Source organism: Nonomuraea candida, from assembly GCF_000725485.1.
Taxonomy (GTDB): Bacteria; Actinomycetota; Actinomycetes; order Streptosporangiales; family Streptosporangiaceae; genus Nonomuraea; species Nonomuraea candida.
This window is the reverse complement of the sequence record NZ_JOAG01000058.1, coordinates 26,512-47,604: the sequence shown is the minus strand read 5'-3', so window position 1 is coordinate 47,604 and position 21,093 is coordinate 26,512. Positions and strand designations below refer to the sequence as shown.

Genomic DNA, 21,093 nt, shown 5'->3' with positions numbered 1-21,093 from the left:
GTCATGACAGTTGCGTTCCGCCCTCGACCGAGCGTCGTCCGGCGCGATTCCGGACTCTACGCCTATGAGCGGGCGCTGGCCCGCCGCGGCCTCACCCCCATCGCGGGCGTCGACGAGGCCGGTCGCGGCGCCTGCGCGGGCCCGCTGGTGGTCGCGGCCGTCATCCTGCGCAGGCAGATCGACGGCCTCGGCGACTCGAAACTGCTGACCCCCGCGGTGCGGGAGCGCCTGTACGACCAGATCACGCGGGTCTCCCACGTGGGCATAGTGATCATCCCACCGGGGGAGATCGATGCCAAAGGTCTTCACAAGTGCAACGTTTCAGGAATGAGGCGGGCCGTCGCGCAGTTGCCCTGTGATCCGGAGTACATCCTGACGGACGGCTTCCCGGTGCCGGGCCTGCCGGCGCCGTCACTGGCCGTATGGAAGGGGGACCAGGTGGCCGCGTGCGTGGCGGCCGCGTCCATCGTGGCCAAGGTGACCCGAGACCGGCTCATGGTCGCGCTGGACGAGCGCTACCCGCAGTACGGCTTCGCCGAGCACAAGGGGTATGTCACACCAGGACACCGGCTGGCGCTGGAGGCGCACGGCCCGTGTCCCGATCACCGTTACTCCTTCGTCACGGTGGCGAGGGAGATGGGTGAAAATGAAATGGGGGCCGGGGTTGCCTGAGCAGGCGAACCGGGGGACCGGTACGACAGGAGGACCGCGATGAGCGCAGAGGATCTCGAAAAGTACGAAACCGAGATGGAGCTGCAGCTTTACCGCGAATACCGTGATGTCGTCGGTTTGTTCACGTACGTGGTGGAGACTGAGCGGCGGTTCTATCTGACCAACTCGGTCGATCTCGACGTCCGCACCGCGGAGAACGGCGACGTCTTCTTCGACGTGAAGATGCAGGACGCCTGGGTGTGGGACATGTATCGGCCGGCGCGGTTCGTCAAGAACGTGCGGGTCGTCACGTTCAAGGATGTGAACGTGGAGGAACTGGCCAAGGCGGACCTGGAAATGCCCAAGGAAGGGTTCTCGGGGTAGGGGCGGCGGCGGGCTGCTCCGGGTTCGGGAACGTTCGTGGGCGGGAGGGGCCCGGGCCCGGCGAGCAGGACCGTGTGACGCCGCAGGGCGGAACGATCCGAGGTCGTTGACCGGAATGATTCGAGGCCCCATGGGTGCGGAAGCCGTCGGGCGAGGTCGCTGAAGAGGTCGCCGGGCGAGGTCGCTGAAGAGGCGGTCGGGCGAGGTCGCTGAAGAGGCGGCCGGAAGCGGTCGCTGAAGAGTGGCCGCGTTCTGCTCAACCGTTTTCGTCTTTCTGCTTTCGGCGGCAAGGCGGGCCCACGCCTCGCCCCGCCTCCCTCCCCGCCAGCCGCGAAGCCCTTTCACCCGCCCTCCCAAGTGGCGGCTTTCTACCGTCTCGCTGTTCGGGATGACCTTCTCCGTCACTCTGCCGTCAAGCGCGGTCGCTATCGCCATTTCGGCTTTTGGGTGTTTCGCCGTTCGGCGTCCGGTGCGGCCGTTTCCGCCGCCTCGCTGTCCACCCTGTCCAACAGGCGCACCAAGTACACGATCTTCACCACCTCCATTACTTCCGTCCCCGTCTCCTCATCCAGCTCGCCCTGGCCTCCTTATCCACAGCCCTCGCCAACTCCCCACCCACAATCCCCAGAATCCCGTTCGGCTCCTCCTCCGCCACCCCGCATCCGAGAAGGTCACGACCAGACCCGCACGACCCGACAGGACGCGCGACCCGACAGGACGGAGATGGCCCATGGCCACGGAGAGCAAGCTCGAGCTCGGCAAACGCGGCGAACAAATGGCCGTGACCTACCTGGAGGCCGAGGGCATGGAGGTGATCGAGCGCAACTGGCGCTGCCGCCACGGGGAGATCGACATCATCGCGAGAGACGGCCCCGCCCTGGTCGTGGTCGAGGTCAAGACCCGATCGGGCAGATCCCACGGCACGGCGCTGGAGTCTGTGAGCCCCGCCAAGCTGGCCAGGCTGCGCATGCTCGCGGCCAAGTGGCTGTCCACCCAGACCCGCACGTTCGCCTCCATACGAGTGGACGTGATCGCCCTGGAGCGCTTCGCCGGCGATTTCGCCATGCGGCATGTGCGGGGGGTGATCTGAATGGCCGTGGCCCGCACACGAAGCGTGGCCCTGGTGGGAGTCACAGGCCGCACGGTCGAGGTCGAGGCCGACGTGGGCAACGGCCTGGCCGGCATCCATCTCATCGGCCTCCCCGACACGGCGCTCAGCGAGGCCCGCGACAGGGTCAGGTCCGCGGTCGTCAACAGCAGCTATCCCTGGCCGGACGCCCGCATCATCGTCAGCCTCTTCCCGGCGAGCCTGCCCAAGCGCGGATCGCAGTTCGACCTGGCCATAGCCGTGGCCATCCTGGGCGCCGCGGGCGTGATCCCGGCCGAGCGCATCGCGCAGCCGTTCTTCCTGGGGGAGCTGGGCCTCGACGGCCGCATAAGACCCGTGCGCGGCGTGCTTCCCTCGGTCCTGGGCGCGGCCAAGCACGGCGACGTGACCGTCGTGGTGCCGTCCGGTAACTCGGCGGAGGCCGTCCTCGTGCCCGATGTGCAGGTGGTCCCGGTCGCCGACCTGCGGCAGCTCGTGGAGTGGCTGCGCAGGGGAGACGACCCGCCCAAGCCGGTCGAGACCGAGGAGTGCGCCGAGCCGCCCAAGCCGACCGACGCCCACGACCTCGATCTGGCCGACGTCGTGGGCCAGCCGGTCGCCCGCCGCGCCCTTGAAGTGTGCGCCGCCGGGGGTCACAACCTCTGGATGCTCGGGCCGCCCGGCACCGGCAAGACCATGCTGGCCGAACGTCTCCCCACCCTCCTGCCGGATCTGGAGCTCGACCACGCCCTGGAGGTCACCGCCATCCACTCGGTCGCGGGCGTCCTGCCGCCCAGCGCTCCCATGGTGAACCGGCCACCGTTCGTCAGCCCGCACCACACCGCGACCTCCGCCGCGATCATCGGCGGCGGCAGTACGATCGTCCGCCCCGGAGCCGTTTCCCTGGCTCACAGAGGGGTCTTGTTCCTTGACGAGGCTCCGGAGTTCCAACGCCACGTCCTCGACGCGCTGAGACAGCCGCTGGAGTCCGGCCGGGTGACGGTGTCCAGGGCCGCGGGTTCGGTCACGTTCCCCGCCAGATTCATGCTCGTGCTGGCCGCTAACCCCTGTCCTTGCGCCCAGGCGGAGGACCAGGGAGACACCTGCAAATGCTCTCCCACGGTGAGACGTCGCTACCTGGGCAGGTTGTCGGGCCCGCTCCTCGACCGCATCGACATGAAGGTCACGGTCGTCCGCTCGTCCAGACGCGAGCTCCTGGCCGACCGCCAGTTCGTGGAGACCAGCAAGACGGTGGCCGAACGCGTCCTGCTGGCCCGCGAACGCGCCGCCAAGCGCCTGGCCGGCACCCAGTGGCGCTCCAACGCCGAAATCCCCTCCTCCGTCCTCCACTCCGACTATCGCCCGTCCGCCGAGGCCATGCGCCCCATGACGGCCTGCCTCGACTCGGGCACCCTCACGGCCCGTGGCCTCGACCGCGCCGTCCGGGTCGCCTGGACCCTTGCCGACCTCGCCGACAGGGACACCCCCGGACCAGACGACACCAACGCCGCCCTCAGCTTCTGGCTAGGCGTGACCTGAACCAGCTCTGACCGTGCCACCTGACAACCCTGAGCAGCCGCGTGACCACCGGTTCCGATCAGACGGGGCCTCGCATCCCGCGAAGGCCGCCGACGATCGCATCCCGCCCGAGGACTTCCGCAACTCCACTCCGCCGAAGACCTCGACAATCCCACCCCGCATCATCGGAGGATCTCTTGACCCGCATGCCTCCCATAACTCCGGAACACGCGCTACCTCCCGCAACTCCGGAAAACACGGAGTGCGCAGTTCCCAGGACGAACACACCTCCCGTCCTTACGGGAGCCGTATCCGAGGTTGCGAATGCCGCCGGCCCAGCACCCGCAATCGCAACCGAACTGGCCGGCGTGGCTGGACACCGGCCGCAGTCCTTGCCCCCGCCCCCATATCCGTACTCGCTACAGGCGCAATCGCCGCCCATGGCGCATACTCTGCCGGATTACGCCCAGGCGCCCTGCGGTGCCCAGGCTCCGCCAGGCCACGCCCACGGTCAGAGCTCGTCACTTCACGCCGGCAGCTCGCCATCCCACGCTCAAACGCCGCAACCCCACGTTCAGGATCAGCCCCTGTCTCAACCTCTGGCCGCAGCCCAATCCACCGTCAACTCCGACGCCCACTTCCCAAGCCACCCCGAATCCCGCGGCCATGTGGAACCCGAGGGGCAAGGGAAACCCCGGACGGAAGGGGAATTCCCGAACCACGTGGAATCCCGGGGCCGCGTCGAGTCCCGGCGTCACGTGAAATCCCAGGGCCACGCCCAACCCCCGAACCAGGCGCCATTCTCAGACCACCCGCAGGTAGAGCATGAAAGCGGGGCGCAAGGGATGCGGCGTGCGGCTCGGATTCCTGTTGAAGTCGAAGCCAGGGCGGCACTCATGAGGGCCGCCGACGTAGGGGACACCGTCATGGGCCGCCTCGTAGCGGAGTACGGGGCGCCACGAGCAGTGGAGGCCATCCGAACGCGTGCCCTGCCGCCAGAATTCGTGGCCCGGGAAGCCGAGCAAGAACGACCGCAGGACCTCACATCCCGTCTCAACGCCTGGTACGCCCGCCTCGCAGCCGCCGACCCCGTGGCCGACGTCGAAGCCGGACTAAGGTCCGGAGCCAGGCTGATCATCCCCGGTGACCCGGAATGGCCCACCCAGCTGGACCAGCTGGGCCGCAGCCGCCCTCTGGGGCTTTGGGCGCACGGCAATGCGGACCTGCGCTTCTCCTGCCTGCAATCAGTGGCGGTGGTCGGTGCGAGAGCGGCCACCGCCTACGGGGCGCACCTCGCGGCCGAGTTCGGCGTCGGTCTGAGCGAATCGGGCTGGACCGTCGTGTCCGGGGGAGCGTTCGGCGTGGACGGCGCGGCCCACAGGGGCGCGCTGGCCGCCGGTGCGCCGACGGTCGTCGTACTGGCCTGTGGCGTCGACGTCTGCTACCCGACCGCTCACGAACCCTTGTTCACCGCGATCAGGGAGAAGGGCGTGGTGGTCAGTGAATGCCCGCCCGGCGTCCATCCGACGCGAGCCCGCTTCCTCATCCGGAACCGGCTGATAGCCGCCCTGTCGAGAGGCACCGTGGTGGTGGAGGCCGCGCTCCGCAGCGGCGCGCTCAACACGGCCACGCACGCCCTCGCACTCAACAGACACCTGGGAGCCGTCCCGGGCCCGGTCACCTCGGCGATGTCGGCCGGCTGCCACAAGCTGCTCCGGGAGCGCAAGGCGGTGTGCATCACCACACCAGAGGACATGATCGATCTCGTGGGCGTGATCGGCGACGACCTGGCCCCACAGCTCAGGGCTCCCGTGGTCGCCAGGGACAAACTCAACGAGCCGACCAAGAGAGTCCTGGACGCCGTCCCTTCCCGAGGCGGCGCGGGGCCGGCCTCAATCGCGGTGGCCGCCGGGGTGGCCCTGGACAAGACGCTGAGCGCCCTGGGCGGCCTCGCCGCCGCGGGTTACATAGAACGAACCCCGGACGGCTGGCGTCTCCGCAGGCAGCCGAGTGCGTACCGCAAGGCTTCCGAATCCGTCGCCCTCGACCCCCCACCCACCCCCGAACCCGACCCGACCGACGCCCCGCCACCCCCGTAGCCCCCGCACCCGTAGTCCCCGTCACTCCCGGACGCTGGCTGGCCTTGGGCGTCGGCTGGCCTCGGACGTTGGTTCGCCTCGGACGTCGGCTCGCCTCGGACGTTGGTTCGCCTCGGACGTCGGCTCGCCCTGAACACCCGCCCGCTCCAGACACCTGAACGCTCCCGAAACGCCCCCACCTCTGGATGCCGGGCCCGCCTTCGGGGAAGTCGGCGGATCGGGCGCTCTCACAGGTTCTGGACGTGCTGCCACCTCTGGTCGTCTCGGCAACTCGGGGTCTCGCCAGGCGCCGTCGCTGCCGTCGTGGTCGCTGTTTATCGCCGTGCGTCGCCGTCATCGTCGGAGCTGTAACCGCTGTCGGTGCCGCTGCCGCTGTCGGCATCGGCGCTGTTGCCGTTGCTGATGCCGCTACTGCCGTGGGTGTCGCTACCGCTGTGAGTGTCGCTAACGCTGTTGGCGCTGGTGCCGCTGCTGGGTTCGGCTGGGCCGGCAGCGGCACCGCTGCCGCTGCAGTTGGGGTTACCGGCATCGGCGTCGCTGTGCTCGCTGATGCGGCTGTTGCTTTCGGTGCTGCTGCTGTCGGCGGGCCCAATGGCGTTGCCGAGGCCGCCGCTGGTGCTGGTGGCGCGGCCGATGTCGCGTTCTTGGTCTTGTTCTGGGTCGTGGTCAGTGGTGGGAGATGGGGGTGGTGTTTCGGTGGGGAACAGGATGGGGCTGAGCAGGTATTGCGTGCGGCCTGGTGCGAACGAATTGGTCAGCCGGGGTGCGATGGCCGCGCGCAGCTCGGTGATCAGCTCGTGGAGTTCGTCCGGGCTGAGCCAGAGCGCGTGCTGCCGGTAACCGACGAGGTCGGCGACCGGGTCGGCGTCGTCTCGGTCGAGGTAGGCGTTGAATTCCGCGAGCAGGATGGCCATCGCGGTGGCGAAGCCGCGCCGATGGTCGTCGCGTGACAGTGATTCGAGCATGGCCGCGTCGATCACCGCGAGGTCTTGGCGTAGCCGGTAGCGGCGCTCCACCGCCCCTCGTACCCGCCGCTCGTCGGCCACCTCCAGCACTCCCTCGCTCGCCAGCAGGTCGATGTGCCGGTAGAGCGTGGCCTTGGAGACGTCGGGGATTCGCGCAGCCAGCTGGGAGGTCGTGAGCAGGCGTCCGCCACGCATCGCGTGTACGACCCGCAACCGGACGGGATGGGCCAGCAGCTCCAAAGTGTCCACGGGCTTATAGTCTCATATGTGTTACCTTTCTCAAGAATGAGATAGGTGCTCGTGGAGGTGCTGTGATGGCAAGCGATCCGGTGATGACGGCCGTGTCGGTCGTGGAGATGGCGGGTGAGGGGCGCTTCGCTCAGATTGGGCGGTTGTTCGCGCCGCGGTTACGGGCGATGGTGTCCGCGCAGATGGTGCAGGCCGCTTGGGAGGCCGAGATCGGCAAGCGCGGTCCGGTGTCCGTTGTGGGGCAGCCGGTGAGTGAGCCGGCCGGCGAGGGGCTGGTGCGCGTGAGCGTTCCGGTGGTGTGCGAGCAGGGAGAGTTCACACTCGTCGCCGCCGTCGACGCCGGTGGCGAACTGCACGGGCTGCAGCTCGTGCCCGCGGTCACCGCCTCATGGGCGCCACCGCCCTACGCCGAGCCCGGCAGCTTCGCGGAGGAAGACGTCACGGTGGGCGACGGCGCCGACGCCGTGCCCGGCACGCTGACTCTGCCGCACGCTGGTCAGCCCGGTCCTGGTGTCGTCCTGCTCAGCGGGGGAGGCCCGTTCGATCGGGACGGGACCAGCGGTCCGAACAAGCCGCTCAAGGACCTGGCATGGGGACTGGCGAGCCGCGGCGTGACGGTACTGAGGTTCGACAAGGTGACCCATGCGCACGGCCACATGATGGACGAGCCCGGCTTCACCATGACGAGCGAGTACGTGCCGCACGCGGTCGCCGCCGTACGCCTCCTGAGGCGGCAGCCGGGAGTGGACCCGGAGCGGGTCTTCGTCTTGGGGCACAGCATGGGAGGGAAGGTCGCCCCACGGGTGGCCGCTGCCGAAGACGCGGTGGCCGGTCTGGTGATCCTGGCCGGCGACACGCAGCCGATGCATCATTCCGCCGTACGCGTGGGCCGCTATCTCGCGTCGCTGGACCCCCCGTACCTCTCCGAGGACGTGGTCGAAGGGTTCGCACGGCAGGCCGCGACGGTCGACAGCCCTGATCTTTCGCCTTCGACGCCGGCAGACGCTCTGCCCTTCGGCTTCCCGGCTTCGTACTGGCTGGATCTGCGTGACTACGACCCGGTGGCGACCGCGGCGGCGCTGGGCCGGCCGATGCTCATCCTCCAGGGCGGGCGGGACTACCAGGTGACCGTCGCCGACGATCTCCCGCGTTGGCGGGCGGGTCTCGCAGGCCGGTCAGAGGTCACGATCAAGGTGTACGACGCTGACGACCACCTCTTCTTTCCCGGGGAAGGGCCGTCCACTCCGGCGGGATACGGTTCGGCGCAACACGTCGATCCGGCCGTGGTCGATGACATCGCGGCGTGGTTGATGAGCGCGGGGAGCGGTCTGGGCCAGTCGGCTGATGGCGGAGGTTCCGGGTGACGGATTCCCTGTCCGGTTTTGAGGCACGCTGACCTCCCGGGTGACTGCCGGGTGGGCGCCCTCGTGTGCCCGTGTGTGAGATTGCGGATGTGATCATCCGAACCTGCCGGTCGTCGGGCTGGTGTGGTTGATATCGCTGGGCGATGGGTGTGGCCTGGACTTCGGTGGGTGGCTGGGTGAGGGGTGGTGTGTTGGTCAAGGTGATGGTCCTGTGGGTCTAGGGAAATGGCGATGTTGTGGTGTTGGTGGTGTTTGGGTAGCGGCGCATCGTCAAGGGCGTTGATGCCGTGCCTTGAGGGTGGTGCGGACACGAGGGGGGTTCGGGCGTGGACAGGGATGAAGTCGTGGCCGAGTTCGGGCGGTATCTGCGGCTTGAACGTGATCTGTCCCCCCATACGGTGCGGGCGTACCTGACCGATGTGAACTCGCTGCTCGATCACCTGGGCGGGCTGATCGAGGGGCTCGACATCGGGGCGTTGCGGGAATGGCTGGCCGGACAGCACGCGGCGGGCAAGGCGCGGGCCACCCTGGCGCGCAGGACCGCCTGCGCGCGTACCTTCACCGCTTACTGTCACCGGCGGGGGTGGCTGCCGAACGATCCCGGGCTGCTGCTGGGAAGCGCCAAGGCGCCCCGGCCGCTGCCCGCCGTGCTCGACCAGCGGCAGGCGCAGGCCGTCCTGGAGGAGCCGCCGATCGGGGAGCCCAAGGAGATGCGGGACCAGGCTCTTCTCGAGTTGTTGTACGCCACCGGCGTACGGGTGAGCGAACTCTGCGCGCTCGACGTCGATGACGTGGACCGTGAGCGGAACGTCATCAGAGTGCTGGGCAAGGGACGTAAAGAGCGGTCGGTGCCGTTCGGGATGCCCGCGCTGCGAGCGCTCGACCGGTGGTGTATCCACGGCCGGCCGCTGTGGATGCGGGAGAGGTCGGGGCCGGCCCTCTTCCTGGGGGTGCGGGGTGGACGCATCGATGCGGGGACCGTGCGGCGGGTGGTGCACGCCCGGCTGGCCCAGGTGGAAGGCGCGCCGGACATGGGCCCGCACGGGTTGCGGCACAGTGCGGCGACTCACCTCCTTGAGGGCGGTGCGGATCTACGCAGCGTGCAGGAACTGCTGGGACATGCGTCGTTGAACACGACGCAGATTTATACGCATGTCTCGATTGAGCGGTTGCGGGCGGCGTATCGGCAGGCGCACCCGAGGGCGTGATCGGTGGAGTCCGGCCTCTTCGAGAGGAGGTTCGGGCGGAGAGACCGGCTCGTTGACGGGCAGCCCTGGATGGGGGAGCAGGCCCTGGGGAAGGGCGGTTCGGTCAGGGTGGGGGGCCGACATCGCGTGGTCGGTTGCGGTGAGGGTGCCGTCATGCGCGGGAAGGAGGGCCGTTCCTGCGAGGTCCGGCCGCGTGGCGTCGTCGCTTGCGGTGCCAGCCGACCGGGCGGTTGCGTGGTCGCGGACGTGTGGGGCGTCTGCGGTGGGTCCGGTATGCGGTCGCGATCAGGAGGAGGGCTGCGAGGAGGGCGCCGAGGCCGGTGATCACTATGGCGAGGAGAGAGGGCGGGCCTTCGCGTTGCAGATGCCGGGTTGTCTTCGTCGCGTGGTGACGCCGGTGGTTTGGTTCGCCCCCGCGGCCGGTGGGGGTGGTGGGGCCACCCAGCGGGCCGGCCGTCGCGGGGGTGAATCTGGGGCCGGTGGAGGCCGTGCGGCTGGCGTAGGCCGCGCTGGTGGAGGTTGGGGTGGGGTGGTGAAGGGCGGGCCTGGGGAGGGGAGCGGACCCGCTCACAGGAGGATGCCGTGGTGCTGGCGCCCGGGGAGGCCCGTTTCTTGTTGTGGTGAGGTGCAGGTGCCACGCGTGCGGCGGTTGTGGAGCCGGACCTGCTTGAGGGGGGATGAGGGTAGTGCTGCGAGGCTCGGTGACGGTGGGCGCGCCCGTGGGCGGGGCGGAATGAGGGCCATGGCGGGGTGGGGCCAGGGGGTCGGCGCCTCGCGCGGTGGGCCGGGCGGAGGGCCAGAAGGGCAGGAGCCGGGTGGGGGCCTGGCCCAGGAGCTGAAGTGGGTTCAGATAGCGGCCTTCGCGTAGCAGACCCCAGTGCAGGCATGACTCCGCGCAATGGGGTTTCGAGTCCGCCGGACTCTCGAGGACGCCGAGTTCGGCTCCGGCCGTGATCGGCTGGCCTCGGCGCACGGAGGCGGTGACCGGAAGGTACGTCGTTCGCAGGCCGTCTTGGTGGTCGATCGTGACCACGCCCTTTCCCGCCACGGGGCCGGCGAAGCCGATCGTGCCCGGGCCTGCCGCCAGGACGGGGGTGGCTGCGGGGGCGGCCAGGTCGATGCCACGGTGACCCGCGAGCCAGGGCTCTGGCGGCGGGAAGAAGCGACGGATGATCCGAGGCTGCCCGTCGAGGGGCCAGCGCCAGGTGGAGGAGGGTGAGGCTCTGGCTGAGGGGGCGCGGACGGGCAGGGCCAGAGTGGCGCAGAGGAGCGCGGTCAGGGTGATGGAGGTGGCCCTGGCCAGGGCCCTTGGGGGAAGGGGCGGCGCCGGCGGGATTGCGCGTCGTCGGCGAGTGCCGGCCGGTGATGGCGATGCGGGTTTCGGCGTGCGGCAGTCGCCTGAAGGGGTCGTGGTGGTTCGCGGGGTAAGGGGGATTGCTGTGTGACGTTCGGGCGCGGGGGCGGCGAGGTGGGTGTTCATGCGGTGAAGTTTGGGCGCGGCGCCGTGGATGGGTTGGGGTGAACGTCGTTCTGTGGATAAAGGGCCGTGGATCAAGCCGGGCTGTGGATGAAGGGTTCGGGTAGGGCGCGGAAGGGTGGATGATGGGTGCGGGCCCGGCGGCGTCCGACGGCAGTGAAAGGCGGGCGTCCCCGTAGAGCGGTGTCACCACCGGGGCCGGCACGGGCAGCGACCGCCGCTCCAGGAGCGCGGTTGCTTACCCGTAGAGCGGTGCCATCCCTCGCCCGACGTTCGCCGAGGTGAGTGGCACGTGACGTGAGAGTGCTGATCCACTGCTGGGTGGGTGGCCACCACGCAACGCGCCGTCCCGCTCGGCGCTGATCCTCGTGGTGGCGACAGAACGAAGTCAGTTTCGCGCAGGCCGGCGGGGGTGCCGGGGCGTTAGAGCCTATGGCGTTTGGATTCGATCAACTGGTCCGGGCGTGCGGTGAGCGATGTGGATGTGGTCGCCGGTGCGGATGCGGAATTCGGTTCGAGGTCGGAACGTACAGGCTTGAGGTGGGCGGGCTTGAGGTGAGTCGGGCGGATGGGGGACGTCCAGATCCAGACGGCACTCAGGGCTATTCCTGCCGCGCAAATGAGGATGACCGGGCGTAGGCCGAGAAACTCGGCCAGGAATCCGCCGGCGAGGCCGCCCAGGGCCAGGACGCCTTGCACCGCGAAGGTCATGGTGGCGTTCACCCGGCCGCGCAGTTCGGGAGTGGTTTCTCGTAGGGTGATCGCCCCCATGCAGGTGGCGAAGGCGACGACTATGCCGCCCGTGATCGTGCTGGTCAGGGCGAGCAGGGAGAGTTTCCACCACAGCGGGCCGGCCAGCAGGCCCACTGCGAGGATTTCGATGGGGAAGAAGACGACTGAGATGAGAAGAATGCGGTCTTCGCCGTAGCGCTTGGAGAGGCGGGCCGTGATCCAGGCGCCGAGCAGTCCGCCGATGCCGCTCAGGGCGGTCAGGACGCCGATCAGGCCTTTGGGGATGTTCAGGGTGTTCAGCATGTAGAGCATGTAGACGGCCGTGTACGCCATGGCGAAGAAATTGATGGTGACGCCGGCGGCCAAGAGTGCGCGCAGTGCGGGGTTGGTGACGCTGGTTTTCAAGCCTTCAACGACGTCTCGCCACATGCCCTGGGAGGCGGCGGGAGTGTTCTTCTCGGGGGTACGAATGGCGCGCAGCAAAACGGCCGAGACCAGGAATGACAACGCCTCCATCAGTACGGCCAAGGGGGCTGTGAGGACCTGCACCAGGAGACCTGCAAGGCCGGGGCCGCCGACCGACGCCACCGAATAGGAGGCGTGAAAGCCGGCCATGGCCTCCGTCCGTTGCGCCGCGGGCACCACCGCCGCCACGTGAGGAAAATTGGCGGCTTTGAAGAGCACGCCGGCCGTGCCGATCACCAGGGCCACGGCGATCAGCCATACGACGTTCAGCACTCCGAGAAGCCAGGCAAGGGGGATCGTGGCGGCGGCGGCGCAAGAGACGAGTTCACAGACGATCATCAGCGGGCGGTGGCGGGCGAGGCGGTCCGCGATCGCTCCCGCCTGAAGACCGAACAGGAGGGCCGGCACCGAGGCGGCGGCGGTCAGCATGCCCATCTGGGAGGGGGAGGCGGTCAGCAGGGTGATCGCGGTCAACGGGATGGCCAGCTTCGAGACCTCTGAGCCGGTGACCGAGATCGTCCTGGCCGTCCACAACAAACGGTAGTCGCGTTGTTTTCTGAGGGAAATGAGTGGGTCGAGGCTGCCGGTCGAGGGATCTGGCCCTGCATCGGCTGTCAGGCGTGGCTCGGTCCTTGGTCCCGGCTCGGACCCTGGTCCCGGTTCGGACCCTTGCTCCGGCCCGGACCCTGGTCCCGGTTCGGTCTTTGATTCCGGCTGGGGGCCTGGTTCTGGAGCGGGCGCTGGGTGGGGGGTGGCTGCCCCCAGAGGCGGCTCCGGGTTTGGGGTTGCGTCAGCGGACGAGGGAGTGGTCGAGGAGTTGTGAAGGGAACGCTTCATAACTGTGAAGGTAATCCTTCATAGTTATGAAAGCAATGCTTCAGATCGGAAGATGGGTACGTTTGGCGCATGACGCGGGACAGTGAAGGGCTCAGTGATCCCAAAGCGATGCGGGCGCTGGCCCATCCGGCGAGGCTGATGATCCTTGACAGGCTTCGCGTGAACGGGAGTGCCACCGCTACCGAAGTGGCCGAGATCGCCGGGATCACGCCCAGCGCTGCCAGCTACCACTTGCGGATGTTGGCCAAGTACGGGTTCGTGGAGGACGCGCCGGCCCGGGGAGATGGCAGGGAACGGGTCTGGCAGGCGGTGGACAAGCCGCTCAGCGTCGGGGTCGAGCCTGGAGATCAGCCCGAGGTTCGGGCGGCGAAGGTTCTGCTGATCAGCGCGTTTCGGCGAGATGGCAACGAGGAGGCGGAACGGGCTCTGGCGAACCTTGACGCGGAGTCCGAGGAGTGGCGAGACGCGACGGTGTTCGGCCGGTATCGGCTGCGGCTCGACGCCGAGGAGCTGGCGAAGCTGAACGAGGAGATCGTGGAGTTGATCGAGCCGTACCTCGCCCAGCGTCGTGGGGAGAAGACCGCGCCTGAGGGGGCCAGGGTCGTCGAAGCGCAGGTGAACCTGTTTCCGGTGGTGGCGAGGGTGGTTCCGGGGCTGCCCACCGAGGATCACGACGCCTGAGGTGATCTCCCGCCTCGGGGGATTCGTGGGGAGCCGGCGGCGGCCATGCGGATCTGCGAGCGCCTGGGCTGCCTGAGTGCGGCGCGCTCGGTCCGGCCTGCGGTTGTCGGGTGCGCGAGGGGTGCGTCGGAACTCGGTGGACGGTGGGGGAGACGGTTGGCGGATGCCGAGAAGGCGACTGGTGAACGCCGGGGCACGCGGGCGGTGGATCGTGGGGAGGCGGTTGGTGGGCGCCAAAGGTGGTTGGCGGACGTAGGGGATGGGCCGTTGCTGATTGGTGGGGAGGTGGTTCGGCGGGCCGGCTGGTGATCGGTGGAGAGGCGCTTGGTGGATGGTGGGGAGGTGTGCGGTGGAGTGAGGGGTGTTGTCGCAGAGGGGATGGATGTCCGTTTGACCGTAGACGGTCAGCCTGGGGCGGTGTGGGAGGTAGACTTTTCGGTGGCCTGTGACCACAGGCCGACTTCGCATGCCCCATTGCGGACCGCGCCATCGGTCCGGGCTACATGTCCGGCGGGAGCGGGTTCGGGGCATCAGGGCGGTAGACAACGCGCTGCCGCGGCACAACCGAGAACCGCGCCCATCCGCAGGGCGCCAAGACCTGGAGGACCAGCACATGGCCCCCGTCGTCACCATGCGACAGCTGCTCGAGAGTGGCGTTCACTTCGGTCACCAGACTCGGCGCTGGAACCCGAAGATGAAGCGCTTCATCTTCACCGAGCGCAACGGCATTTACATCATCGACCTTCAGAAGTCGCTGTCGTACATCGACCGCGCCTACGACTTCGTGAAGGAGACCGTCGCTCACGGCGGCACGATCCTGTTCATCGGCACGAAGAAGCAGGCTCAGGAGGCCATCTCCGAGCAGGCCGCCCGCGTCGGCATGCCGTATGTCAACCAGCGCTGGCTGGGTGGCATGCTCACCAACTTCTCCACCGTGCACAAGAGGCTGCAGCGTCTGAAGGAGCTCGAGGAGCTCGACTTCGACAACGTCGCGGGCTCGGGGCTCACCAAGAAGGAGCTCCTCATGCGCCGTCGTGAGAAGGACAAGCTTGAGCGTACGCTCGGCGGCATCCGTGACATGGGCCGTGTGCCCAGCGCCGTGTGGGTCGTCGACACCAAGAAGGAGCACATCGCGATCAGCGAGGCCAAGAAGCTTGGCATCCCTGTCGTCGCGATCCTCGACACCAACTGCGACCCCGACGAGGTCGACTACCCGATCCCGGGCAACGACGACGCCATCCGCGCCGTCGGCCTGCTGACCAGGGTCGTCGCCGACGGTGTCGCGGCCGGTCTGATGGCTCGCTCCGGCGCCGCCCGCGGTGACGAGAAGCCGGCCGCCGCCGAGCCGCTGGCCGAGTGGGAGCGCGAGCTCATCGAGCAGGGCACCGGTGAGCGCGCGGCCGACGAGGCCGCTCCCGCCGAGGCTGCTCCTGCCGAGGCCGCTGCTCCCGAGGCGGCTGCTCCTGAGGCCGCTGCCGAGGAGAGCGCCCCCGCCGAGGAGGCTGCCGCTCCCGCCGAGGCCGCGACCGCCGAGGGCGAGACCGAGCAGCAGGCCTGACGTCCCAGCAGGGTGCCGCTGGGTTCGCCGCGTCCACTGGGTCCTGAGCCCGGCCGTCCTCCGATGAGGACGGTACGAGCAAGGACCGGCTCGGCGGACCTGCGGTTCCCGGGGGTGACGGTTGTCGCCTCGGGGCACGACAGGTCGAAGTGGAGCTCCGGCGAAGCCGGGTAAGAGCGGGCCGACGAAGCCGGGCAGCGAGTAGGCCGGGCGGATGCGGGCCGGGTAAGTGCACGTCAGGCTGGTTACCAGTCAGGTGCGTACGAACCAGGCCGACTGTCAGCCAGTACTGCGAACCGGGCTGAACGTCGGTCAGGTGAGTGCGGGTCCGATCGGTGCGAGCCGGGCGGGGCGCAGTCCAGGACCGCGTGGTTCGGGACGCTCCGGCTCGGTGAGGCGGGTGGCTCCACAAAGCCAGGTGCTGCCTGGCGAGGCGACATGACAGCTGAATAGGGCGAACCACTGGGCCGATCGCCACGGATCTTGGGCGGTCGGCAGGCAAGGCAGGCGTTCCGGCTCGGCAAACGGCCGGGCAGGGACGGCACGCCGGGCCTGCCGGTCCGAGGTCCGGGCGGTAAGCCGGGCCGGGGAGAAGCGGCGGTGACGATCGGGGGACGACGACTGGACCTCGGACGACCACGCCGCCGGACCTCCAGTACTAGGGCCGGGCCGGTTGGTGCGGATGGCACAGGCGAAATGCTTGTCCGTCGGCTGACTGGACGGTGCGGACGGTGCGGGCAGGGATGCCTGGCCGTCGCCCGGCCGGGAGGTGTCGATGGTGCGGGCAGGAATGTCCGGCCGGCCGGTTGTGGTGGTGTCGAGGGCGGGTCTCGTCGTTCAGGCGATGAGGTCAGGTGTTCGTCACGCCATGGTCCCGGGCCAGAGTGGTAAGCCGAGACGAGGCTGGGCAGTATGCCGAGCGAAGCAGCGGCAAAGCCGGGCTGACCCGGTCCCGGGCAAGGCAAGGCTCCTGTACGGCACGTGCCTGCGCCGTACGAACGAGGGTGGGTGGCCGATCAAGGCGGCCCGCCCGATCCACGATGACGACGACGAAATCCCACAAGGAAAAAGAGCAATGGCTTCCGTGAACATGGCCGACGTCAAGCGGCTTCGCGAGATCACCGCTGCCGGCATGATGGACTGCAAGAAGGCGCTCGAGGAGTCGGACGGCGACTTCGACCGCGCCATCGAGCTGCTGCGCCTCAAGGGTGCCAAGGACGTGGGCAAGCGCGAGTCTCGCACCGCCTCCAACGGCCTGGTCGCGCTCAAGCAGGACGGTGACTCCTCCGCCGCGCTGGTCGAGATCAACTGTGAGACCGACTTCGTGGCCAAGGGCGAGCGCTTCCAGGAGCTGGCCGCCCAGGTCGTCGCCCACGTGCTGGCGACCAAGCCCGCCGACGTGGCGACGCTGCTCGAGTCCTCCTTCGACGGCAAGACCGTCAAGGAGCACCTCGACGTCGCCAACGCCGCGCTGGGTGAGAAGATCGAGATCCGGCGCTTCGCGGTGCTGGAGGGCGGCTACATCGGCGCCTACATGCACAAGACCGACCCGGCGCTGCCGCCGGCCGTCGGCGTGCTGGTGCAGCTCGACAAGCCGAACGCCGAGGTCGCCAAGGACATCGCGCAGCACGCTGCCGCGATGGCCCCGCAGTACCTCAAGCCGGAGTCCGTCCCCGCCGAGGTCGTCGAGAAGGAGCGCAAGCTCTTCGAGGAGATGACCCGCGAGGAGGGCAAGCCCGAGGCCGCCATCGGCAAGATCGTCGAGGGTCGCGTCAACGGCTGGTACAAGGACTTCACGCTGCTGCAGCAGGCCTTCGTGAAGGACAACAAGAAGAGCGTGGGCAAGTACGCCGGTGAGAACGGCGTCGAGGTCCTCGGCTTTGTCCGCTTCAAGGTCGGCCAGGCTTAGGCTTAGGCAAGCTGCCAGCTCAACGTTCCACCGAATGAAGGAGGCCGCCGCCGTGCAGGACCACCGGGAGTCAGCCCAAGAATCCACACGGACGGCGGCTTCCCCATCTCAACACCCGCAGAGCGCCCTCAGGTGGAAGCGGGTGATGCTGAAGCTGTCAGGAGAGGCGTTCGCCGGCAGCGAGCCGCTGGGCATCGACCCGGTGGTCGTCGATCACCTGGCCGACTCGATCGCCGAGGCGGTCAAGGAGGGCGTGCAGGTCGCGGTCGTGGTCGGCGGCGGCAACATGTTCCGCGGCGCCACCCTGTCGCAGGGGGGCATCGACCGGGCCAGGGCCGACTACATGGGCATGCTGGGCACGGTCATCAACTGCCTGGCCCTGCAGGACTTCCTGGAGCGGCGGGGCGTGGAGACACGCGTGCAGACCGCCATCACCATGCAGCAGGTGGCCGAGCCGTTCCTGCCGCGCCGCGCGATCAGGCACCTCGAGAAGGGGCGCGTGGTCATCTTCGGCGCCGGGCTCGGCTCGCCGTTCTTCTCCACCGACACCGCGGCGTCCCAGCGCGCCCTGGAGATCGGCGCCGAGGCGCTGCTCAAGGGCACCCAGGTGGACGGGATCTACGATTCCGATCCGCGCAAGAACCCGGACGCGGTCAGATTCGACCACCTTGACTACGGCGAGGTGCTGCTGCGCGACCTCGCGGTGATGGACGCCACCGCGATCAGCCTGTGCAAGGACAACGATCTGCCTATCGTGGTCTTCGACCTCATGGGCGAGGGCAACATCCTGCGAGCGGTACGCGGTGAGAAAATCGGCACGCTGGTGAGTCCCGCAGGCAAATGACGGAGCGAGCCCGACACCGCCAGCTAGAAGACAGGGAGCCGCTGTGATCGACGAAACCCTCCTCGAAGCCGAGGACAAGATGGACAAGGCCGTTTCGGTCGCGAAGGAGGACTTCGCGAGCATCCGGACGGGCCGCGTCACCCCCTCGATGTTCAACAAGATCAACGCCGAGTACTACGGCACGCCGACGCCGATCCAGCAGTTGGCGTCCTTCCACGTGCCCGAGGCGCGCATGGTCCTCATCCAGCCGTACGACAAGAGCTCGATGGGCGCGATCGAGAAGGCCATCCGCGACTCCGACCTCGGCGTGAACCCGACCGACGACGGTCAGGTGATCCGCGTGACGTTCCCGGAGCTGTCCGAGGAGCGCCGCAAGGAGTACATCAAGGTCGCCAGGAGCAAGGGCGAGCACGCGAAGGTGTCGATTCGCAACATCCGCCGCTCCGCCAAGGAGATCCTCGACAAGATGATCAAGGACGGCGAGGCGGGTGAGGACGAGGTCAGGCGGGCCGAGAAGGAGCTCGACGACCTCACCCAGAAGCACGTCGCCAAAATCGACGAGCTGCTCAAGCACAAGGAAGCCGAGCTGCTCGAGGTCTGAGCGGCGCGCTGCGCGGCGGATCGTGCCGGGCGGGCCGCATCGCGGGCCGGCTCGGGCGACCCGCCACAGGTAGCGGGTCACCTACGGCCCTCGCCGCCGATGGCGGGGGCCGTGGCTCTTGGAGAAATCTGTGGAAGAACGTACGGCTGGCACCAGCTCGAGCGGCGGCAGCCGTACCGGTAGGAACCTGCCCGCCGCCATCGCGGTCGGCGTCATTCTGGGCGCGCTGGTCCTCGGCACCGTATACACGATCAAGGAGCTGTTCCTCCTGGTGGTCGTGGGCGCCGTCGGTGTCGGCGTGCTGGAGCTGACCAAGGCCTTCGCCACCCGTGACATCAAGGTCCCGGCCGTGCCCGTGCTGGCCGGCCTGGTGGCGATGCAGGCGGGGGCGTACTGGGGCGGGCCGCTCTGGTTGCTGGCCGCGTTCGCGATCTTCGCGTTCGTGCTGCTGATCTGGCGGATGTTCAGCGACGGTACGAACGGGTACGTACGCGACGCTTCGGCGTCGGTGTTCACGCTGTTCTATCCCGCGATGCTCAGCGCGTTCGTGGCGCTGCTGCTCAAGCCGGACGACGGCGACCACCGGGTGCTGATCTTCATCGCGGTGACCGTCGCCAGCGACATCGGCGGCTACATCGCGGGCGTGTTGTTCGGCAGGCACCAGCTCACCGTGATCAGCCCGAAGAAGACCTGGGAGGGGCTGACCGGGTCGGTCGTCGCGTGCACGGCGGTCGGGGCCTGGCTGGTGGTGTGGCTGCTGGGCGGGGAGATCTGGCAGGGGGCGCTGATCGGGGCGCTGGGGGCGCTGCTGGCCACCGTGGGCGACCTGGTCGAGTCGATGATCAAGCGGGATCTCGGGATCAAGGACCTGGGCACGATCCTGCCGGGGCACGGCGGGCTGATGGACCGGCTGGACTCGCTGGTGACCACCTTGGTGCCGGCCTGGCTGCTGATGACCCTGTTCTTCTGACCCGGGACCGCCGGCTTCCGGCCGGGGTTCGGAGGCTTCTGATCCGGCAGTCCCGGCTTCCGGGCCGAGGGTGGGGACTATTGGCCCGGGAGTCCCGGGCTTCCGACCGGGGGTGGGGGACTTTGATCCGGGAGTCCCGGGCTTCTGGCCAGAGGTGCAGGGGCTTCTGGTCCGGGATTCTGGCCGGGGGCCGAGGGCTTCTGATTCGGGAGTCCCGGGCTTCCGGCCGGGGGTGGGGGAACTTCTGATTCGGGAGTCGCGGGCTTCTGGCCGGAGGTGCAGGGGCTTCTGGCAGGGGTTTGGGGCTTCTGGGCCGGGGGCCTGGTCTCCGGGCTCGGGTTCCCCGGCGGGACGCGGCAGGTGGGTCGCGGAGTGCGGGGCGGCTAGTGTCGCTGGGATTCCAGGGACTGGGTGGTGATGGGGGACAACCAGAGCCAGCGGACGATCTCCCCGCCGAATGCGAATCCGGACATGTCAGGCATGTGGGGTGGGTTGGCCTGCATCAGAACCCCCGAGTACTGCGGCCCCAGCGGGAACGTCGCCGGCTCGTGATACCACTTCGCCGTGTGCCCGTGGCCGAGCCAGGTCACCGAGTGCCACGGATACTGCGCCAGCCACACCAGCAGCAGCGCCGCGTCCTTCGGGTCGTCACGGGTGGCCACGGCCAGCTCGATCCGCGCGTAGGCGCCGGGCTTGTCGATCCACTGCTCCACCGTCGGCATGCGCTGGCAGCTCATGCCCACCGTGGACAGCACGGTGAAGCCGCGGTCGGCGTGCGGGGGCCGTTCGGTGATGCCGACCGTGGGCAGCCGCTCGCCGCTGGCGTCCCAGTAGCGGCCCGCCGGCCCCAGCACCCGGTCCAGATGGCCCATCACGAACTGCTGGAACGACGGCCACGACCCCTCGCTGTGCCGCCAGCGCCAGTAGGACCTGGCGTTCGAGATGCGCGGCTGCAGCCCTTCGAGCGCCTCCGACAGCGCCCAGGCGAACGGCGACTCGCCCACCGCGTCCCGCGCGTACCCCGGCATGCCCCTGCTCATGTCGGCCCAGCCCGGGATGACCGCGAGCAGCTCGTCGTCCTCGTAGAGCGCCACGCCGTCGCCCTCCTCGAACCACAGCGGGCTGAGCTGGCCGAGCGGCCGGCGGCCCTCGGGATGCAGCGTGTTGGGCCGGGGCATCAGCGGCGGCCGGCCCGAGTTGATCCGGGCCAGGTCGACGACGGGCGGGGCGGGGCGGTGGTTGGCCAGCCAGACGGCTCCGTGGACCGTGCCGTCGGGCGAGCACAGGTAAGCTACCGAGGAGTCCTCGTCCCGCTCGACCACGAGCGTCCGGCTCCCGTAGGGGTTGCCGGCGGCGAGCACGACCTCGGTGCCACCCTCGCCAGATGCCGACCGAAAAATCGCCATACGAGATGACTGTAGATCGGTCGGAGACCAAGACGCGAGTCGTACGGAGACCGAATGAGAAATCTCCGGAGGCACCGCCGCTGCGCCC

The 21,093-nt window shown here is 68.8% G+C and carries 17 protein-coding genes; 13 read left to right on the top strand and 4 right to left on the bottom strand.

Features of this window, described 5'->3' with window-relative positions:
• Window positions 1–3 precede the first annotated feature (3 nt).
• The 5 genes from IO39_RS38920 to dprA all read left to right on the top strand — a co-directional run bounded on the left by IO39_RS38920 (window position 4) and on the right by dprA (window position 5,739).
• Entirely contained in the window at window positions 4–672 is a 669-nt protein-coding gene (locus tag IO39_RS38920) for a ribonuclease HII (protein ID WP_043634894.1), read from the top strand.
• Window positions 673–711: 39 nt separating this feature from the next.
• The gene (locus IO39_RS38915; protein ID WP_026215037.1) at window positions 712–1,035 is read left to right on the top strand and encodes a DUF2469 domain-containing protein; all 324 of its coding nucleotides are present in this window, start codon (window positions 712–714) and stop codon (window positions 1,033–1,035) included.
• A 730-nt stretch (window positions 1,036–1,765) separates the two neighbouring features.
• The gene (locus IO39_RS38910; RefSeq protein ID WP_043634885.1) at window positions 1,766–2,125 is read left to right on the top strand and encodes a YraN family protein; all 360 of its coding nucleotides are present in this window, start codon (window positions 1,766–1,768) and stop codon (window positions 2,123–2,125) included.
• Complete coding sequence (locus tag IO39_RS38905) at window positions 2,126–3,661, top strand: YifB family Mg chelatase-like AAA ATPase (RefSeq protein ID WP_043634883.1); 1,536 nt, start codon at window positions 2,126–2,128, stop codon at window positions 3,659–3,661.
• 185 nt (window positions 3,662–3,846) lie between these two features.
• Complete coding sequence (gene dprA / locus IO39_RS59495) at window positions 3,847–5,739, top strand: DNA-processing protein DprA (protein ID WP_342671471.1); 1,893 nt, start codon at window positions 3,847–3,849, stop codon at window positions 5,737–5,739.
• A 314-nt stretch (window positions 5,740–6,053) separates the two neighbouring features.
• Here dprA and IO39_RS57050 read toward each other — a convergent pair whose 3' ends face one another.
• Window positions 6,054–6,953 (bottom strand): helix-turn-helix domain-containing protein, encoded by a 900-nt coding sequence (locus IO39_RS57050; protein WP_084774246.1) that lies wholly within the window; start codon window positions 6,951–6,953, stop codon window positions 6,054–6,056.
• 65 nt (window positions 6,954–7,018) lie between these two features.
• On the opposite strand from IO39_RS57050, the gene IO39_RS38890 reads away from it, so the two are divergent.
• Together IO39_RS38890 and IO39_RS38885 are read left to right on the top strand one after the other, a co-directional pair.
• On the top strand, window positions 7,019–8,317 hold the full coding sequence (locus IO39_RS38890; RefSeq protein WP_052423929.1) for an alpha/beta hydrolase family protein: 1,299 nt from the start codon (window positions 7,019–7,021) through the stop codon (window positions 8,315–8,317).
• 344 nt (window positions 8,318–8,661) lie between these two features.
• Complete coding sequence (locus tag IO39_RS38885) at window positions 8,662–9,525, top strand: tyrosine recombinase XerC (protein ID WP_245642532.1); 864 nt, start codon at window positions 8,662–8,664, stop codon at window positions 9,523–9,525.
• A gap of 151 nt (window positions 9,526–9,676) precedes the next feature.
• Here the strand turns inward: IO39_RS38885 and IO39_RS59775 are convergent, their stop codons facing one another.
• On the bottom strand, window positions 9,677–11,005 hold the full coding sequence (locus IO39_RS59775; RefSeq protein WP_084774244.1) for a M23 family metallopeptidase: 1,329 nt from the start codon (window positions 11,003–11,005) through the stop codon (window positions 9,677–9,679).
• A gap of 420 nt (window positions 11,006–11,425) precedes the next feature.
• The gene (locus IO39_RS38880; RefSeq protein ID WP_245642533.1) at window positions 11,426–12,733 is read right to left on the bottom strand and encodes an MFS transporter; all 1,308 of its coding nucleotides are present in this window, start codon (window positions 12,731–12,733) and stop codon (window positions 11,426–11,428) included.
• 372 nt (window positions 12,734–13,105) lie between these two features.
• On the opposite strand from IO39_RS38880, the gene IO39_RS38875 reads away from it, so the two are divergent.
• From IO39_RS38875 to IO39_RS38850, 6 genes are all read left to right on the top strand, one after another.
• Window positions 13,106–13,717 (top strand): ArsR/SmtB family transcription factor, encoded by a 612-nt coding sequence (locus IO39_RS38875; protein ID WP_052423924.1) that lies wholly within the window; start codon window positions 13,106–13,108, stop codon window positions 13,715–13,717.
• Window positions 13,718–14,330: 613 nt separating this feature from the next.
• The gene (rpsB, locus tag IO39_RS38870) at window positions 14,331–15,275 is read left to right on the top strand and encodes a 30S ribosomal protein S2 (protein ID WP_043634877.1); all 945 of its coding nucleotides are present in this window, start codon (window positions 14,331–14,333) and stop codon (window positions 15,273–15,275) included.
• A 1,075-nt stretch (window positions 15,276–16,350) separates the two neighbouring features.
• Entirely contained in the window at window positions 16,351–17,184 is an 834-nt protein-coding gene (gene tsf, locus IO39_RS38865) for a translation elongation factor Ts (protein ID WP_043634874.1), read from the top strand.
• Between the two features lie 145 nt (window positions 17,185–17,329).
• The gene (gene pyrH / locus IO39_RS38860) at window positions 17,330–18,028 is read left to right on the top strand and encodes a UMP kinase (protein ID WP_043634871.1); all 699 of its coding nucleotides are present in this window, start codon (window positions 17,330–17,332) and stop codon (window positions 18,026–18,028) included.
• A 43-nt stretch (window positions 18,029–18,071) separates the two neighbouring features.
• On the top strand, window positions 18,072–18,629 hold the full coding sequence (gene frr, locus IO39_RS38855; RefSeq protein WP_043634868.1) for a ribosome recycling factor: 558 nt from the start codon (window positions 18,072–18,074) through the stop codon (window positions 18,627–18,629).
• A 130-nt stretch (window positions 18,630–18,759) separates the two neighbouring features.
• Window positions 18,760–19,599 (top strand): phosphatidate cytidylyltransferase, encoded by an 840-nt coding sequence (locus IO39_RS38850; protein WP_043634866.1) that lies wholly within the window; start codon window positions 18,760–18,762, stop codon window positions 19,597–19,599.
• Window positions 19,600–19,982: 383 nt separating this feature from the next.
• On the opposite strand, the gene IO39_RS38845 is transcribed toward IO39_RS38850, so the two are convergent.
• Window positions 19,983–21,005: a suppressor of fused domain protein gene (locus tag IO39_RS38845; RefSeq protein WP_052423923.1), complete on the bottom strand. Its 1,023-nt coding sequence runs from the start codon at window positions 21,003–21,005 to the stop codon at window positions 19,983–19,985.
• Window positions 21,006–21,093 lie beyond the last annotated feature (88 nt).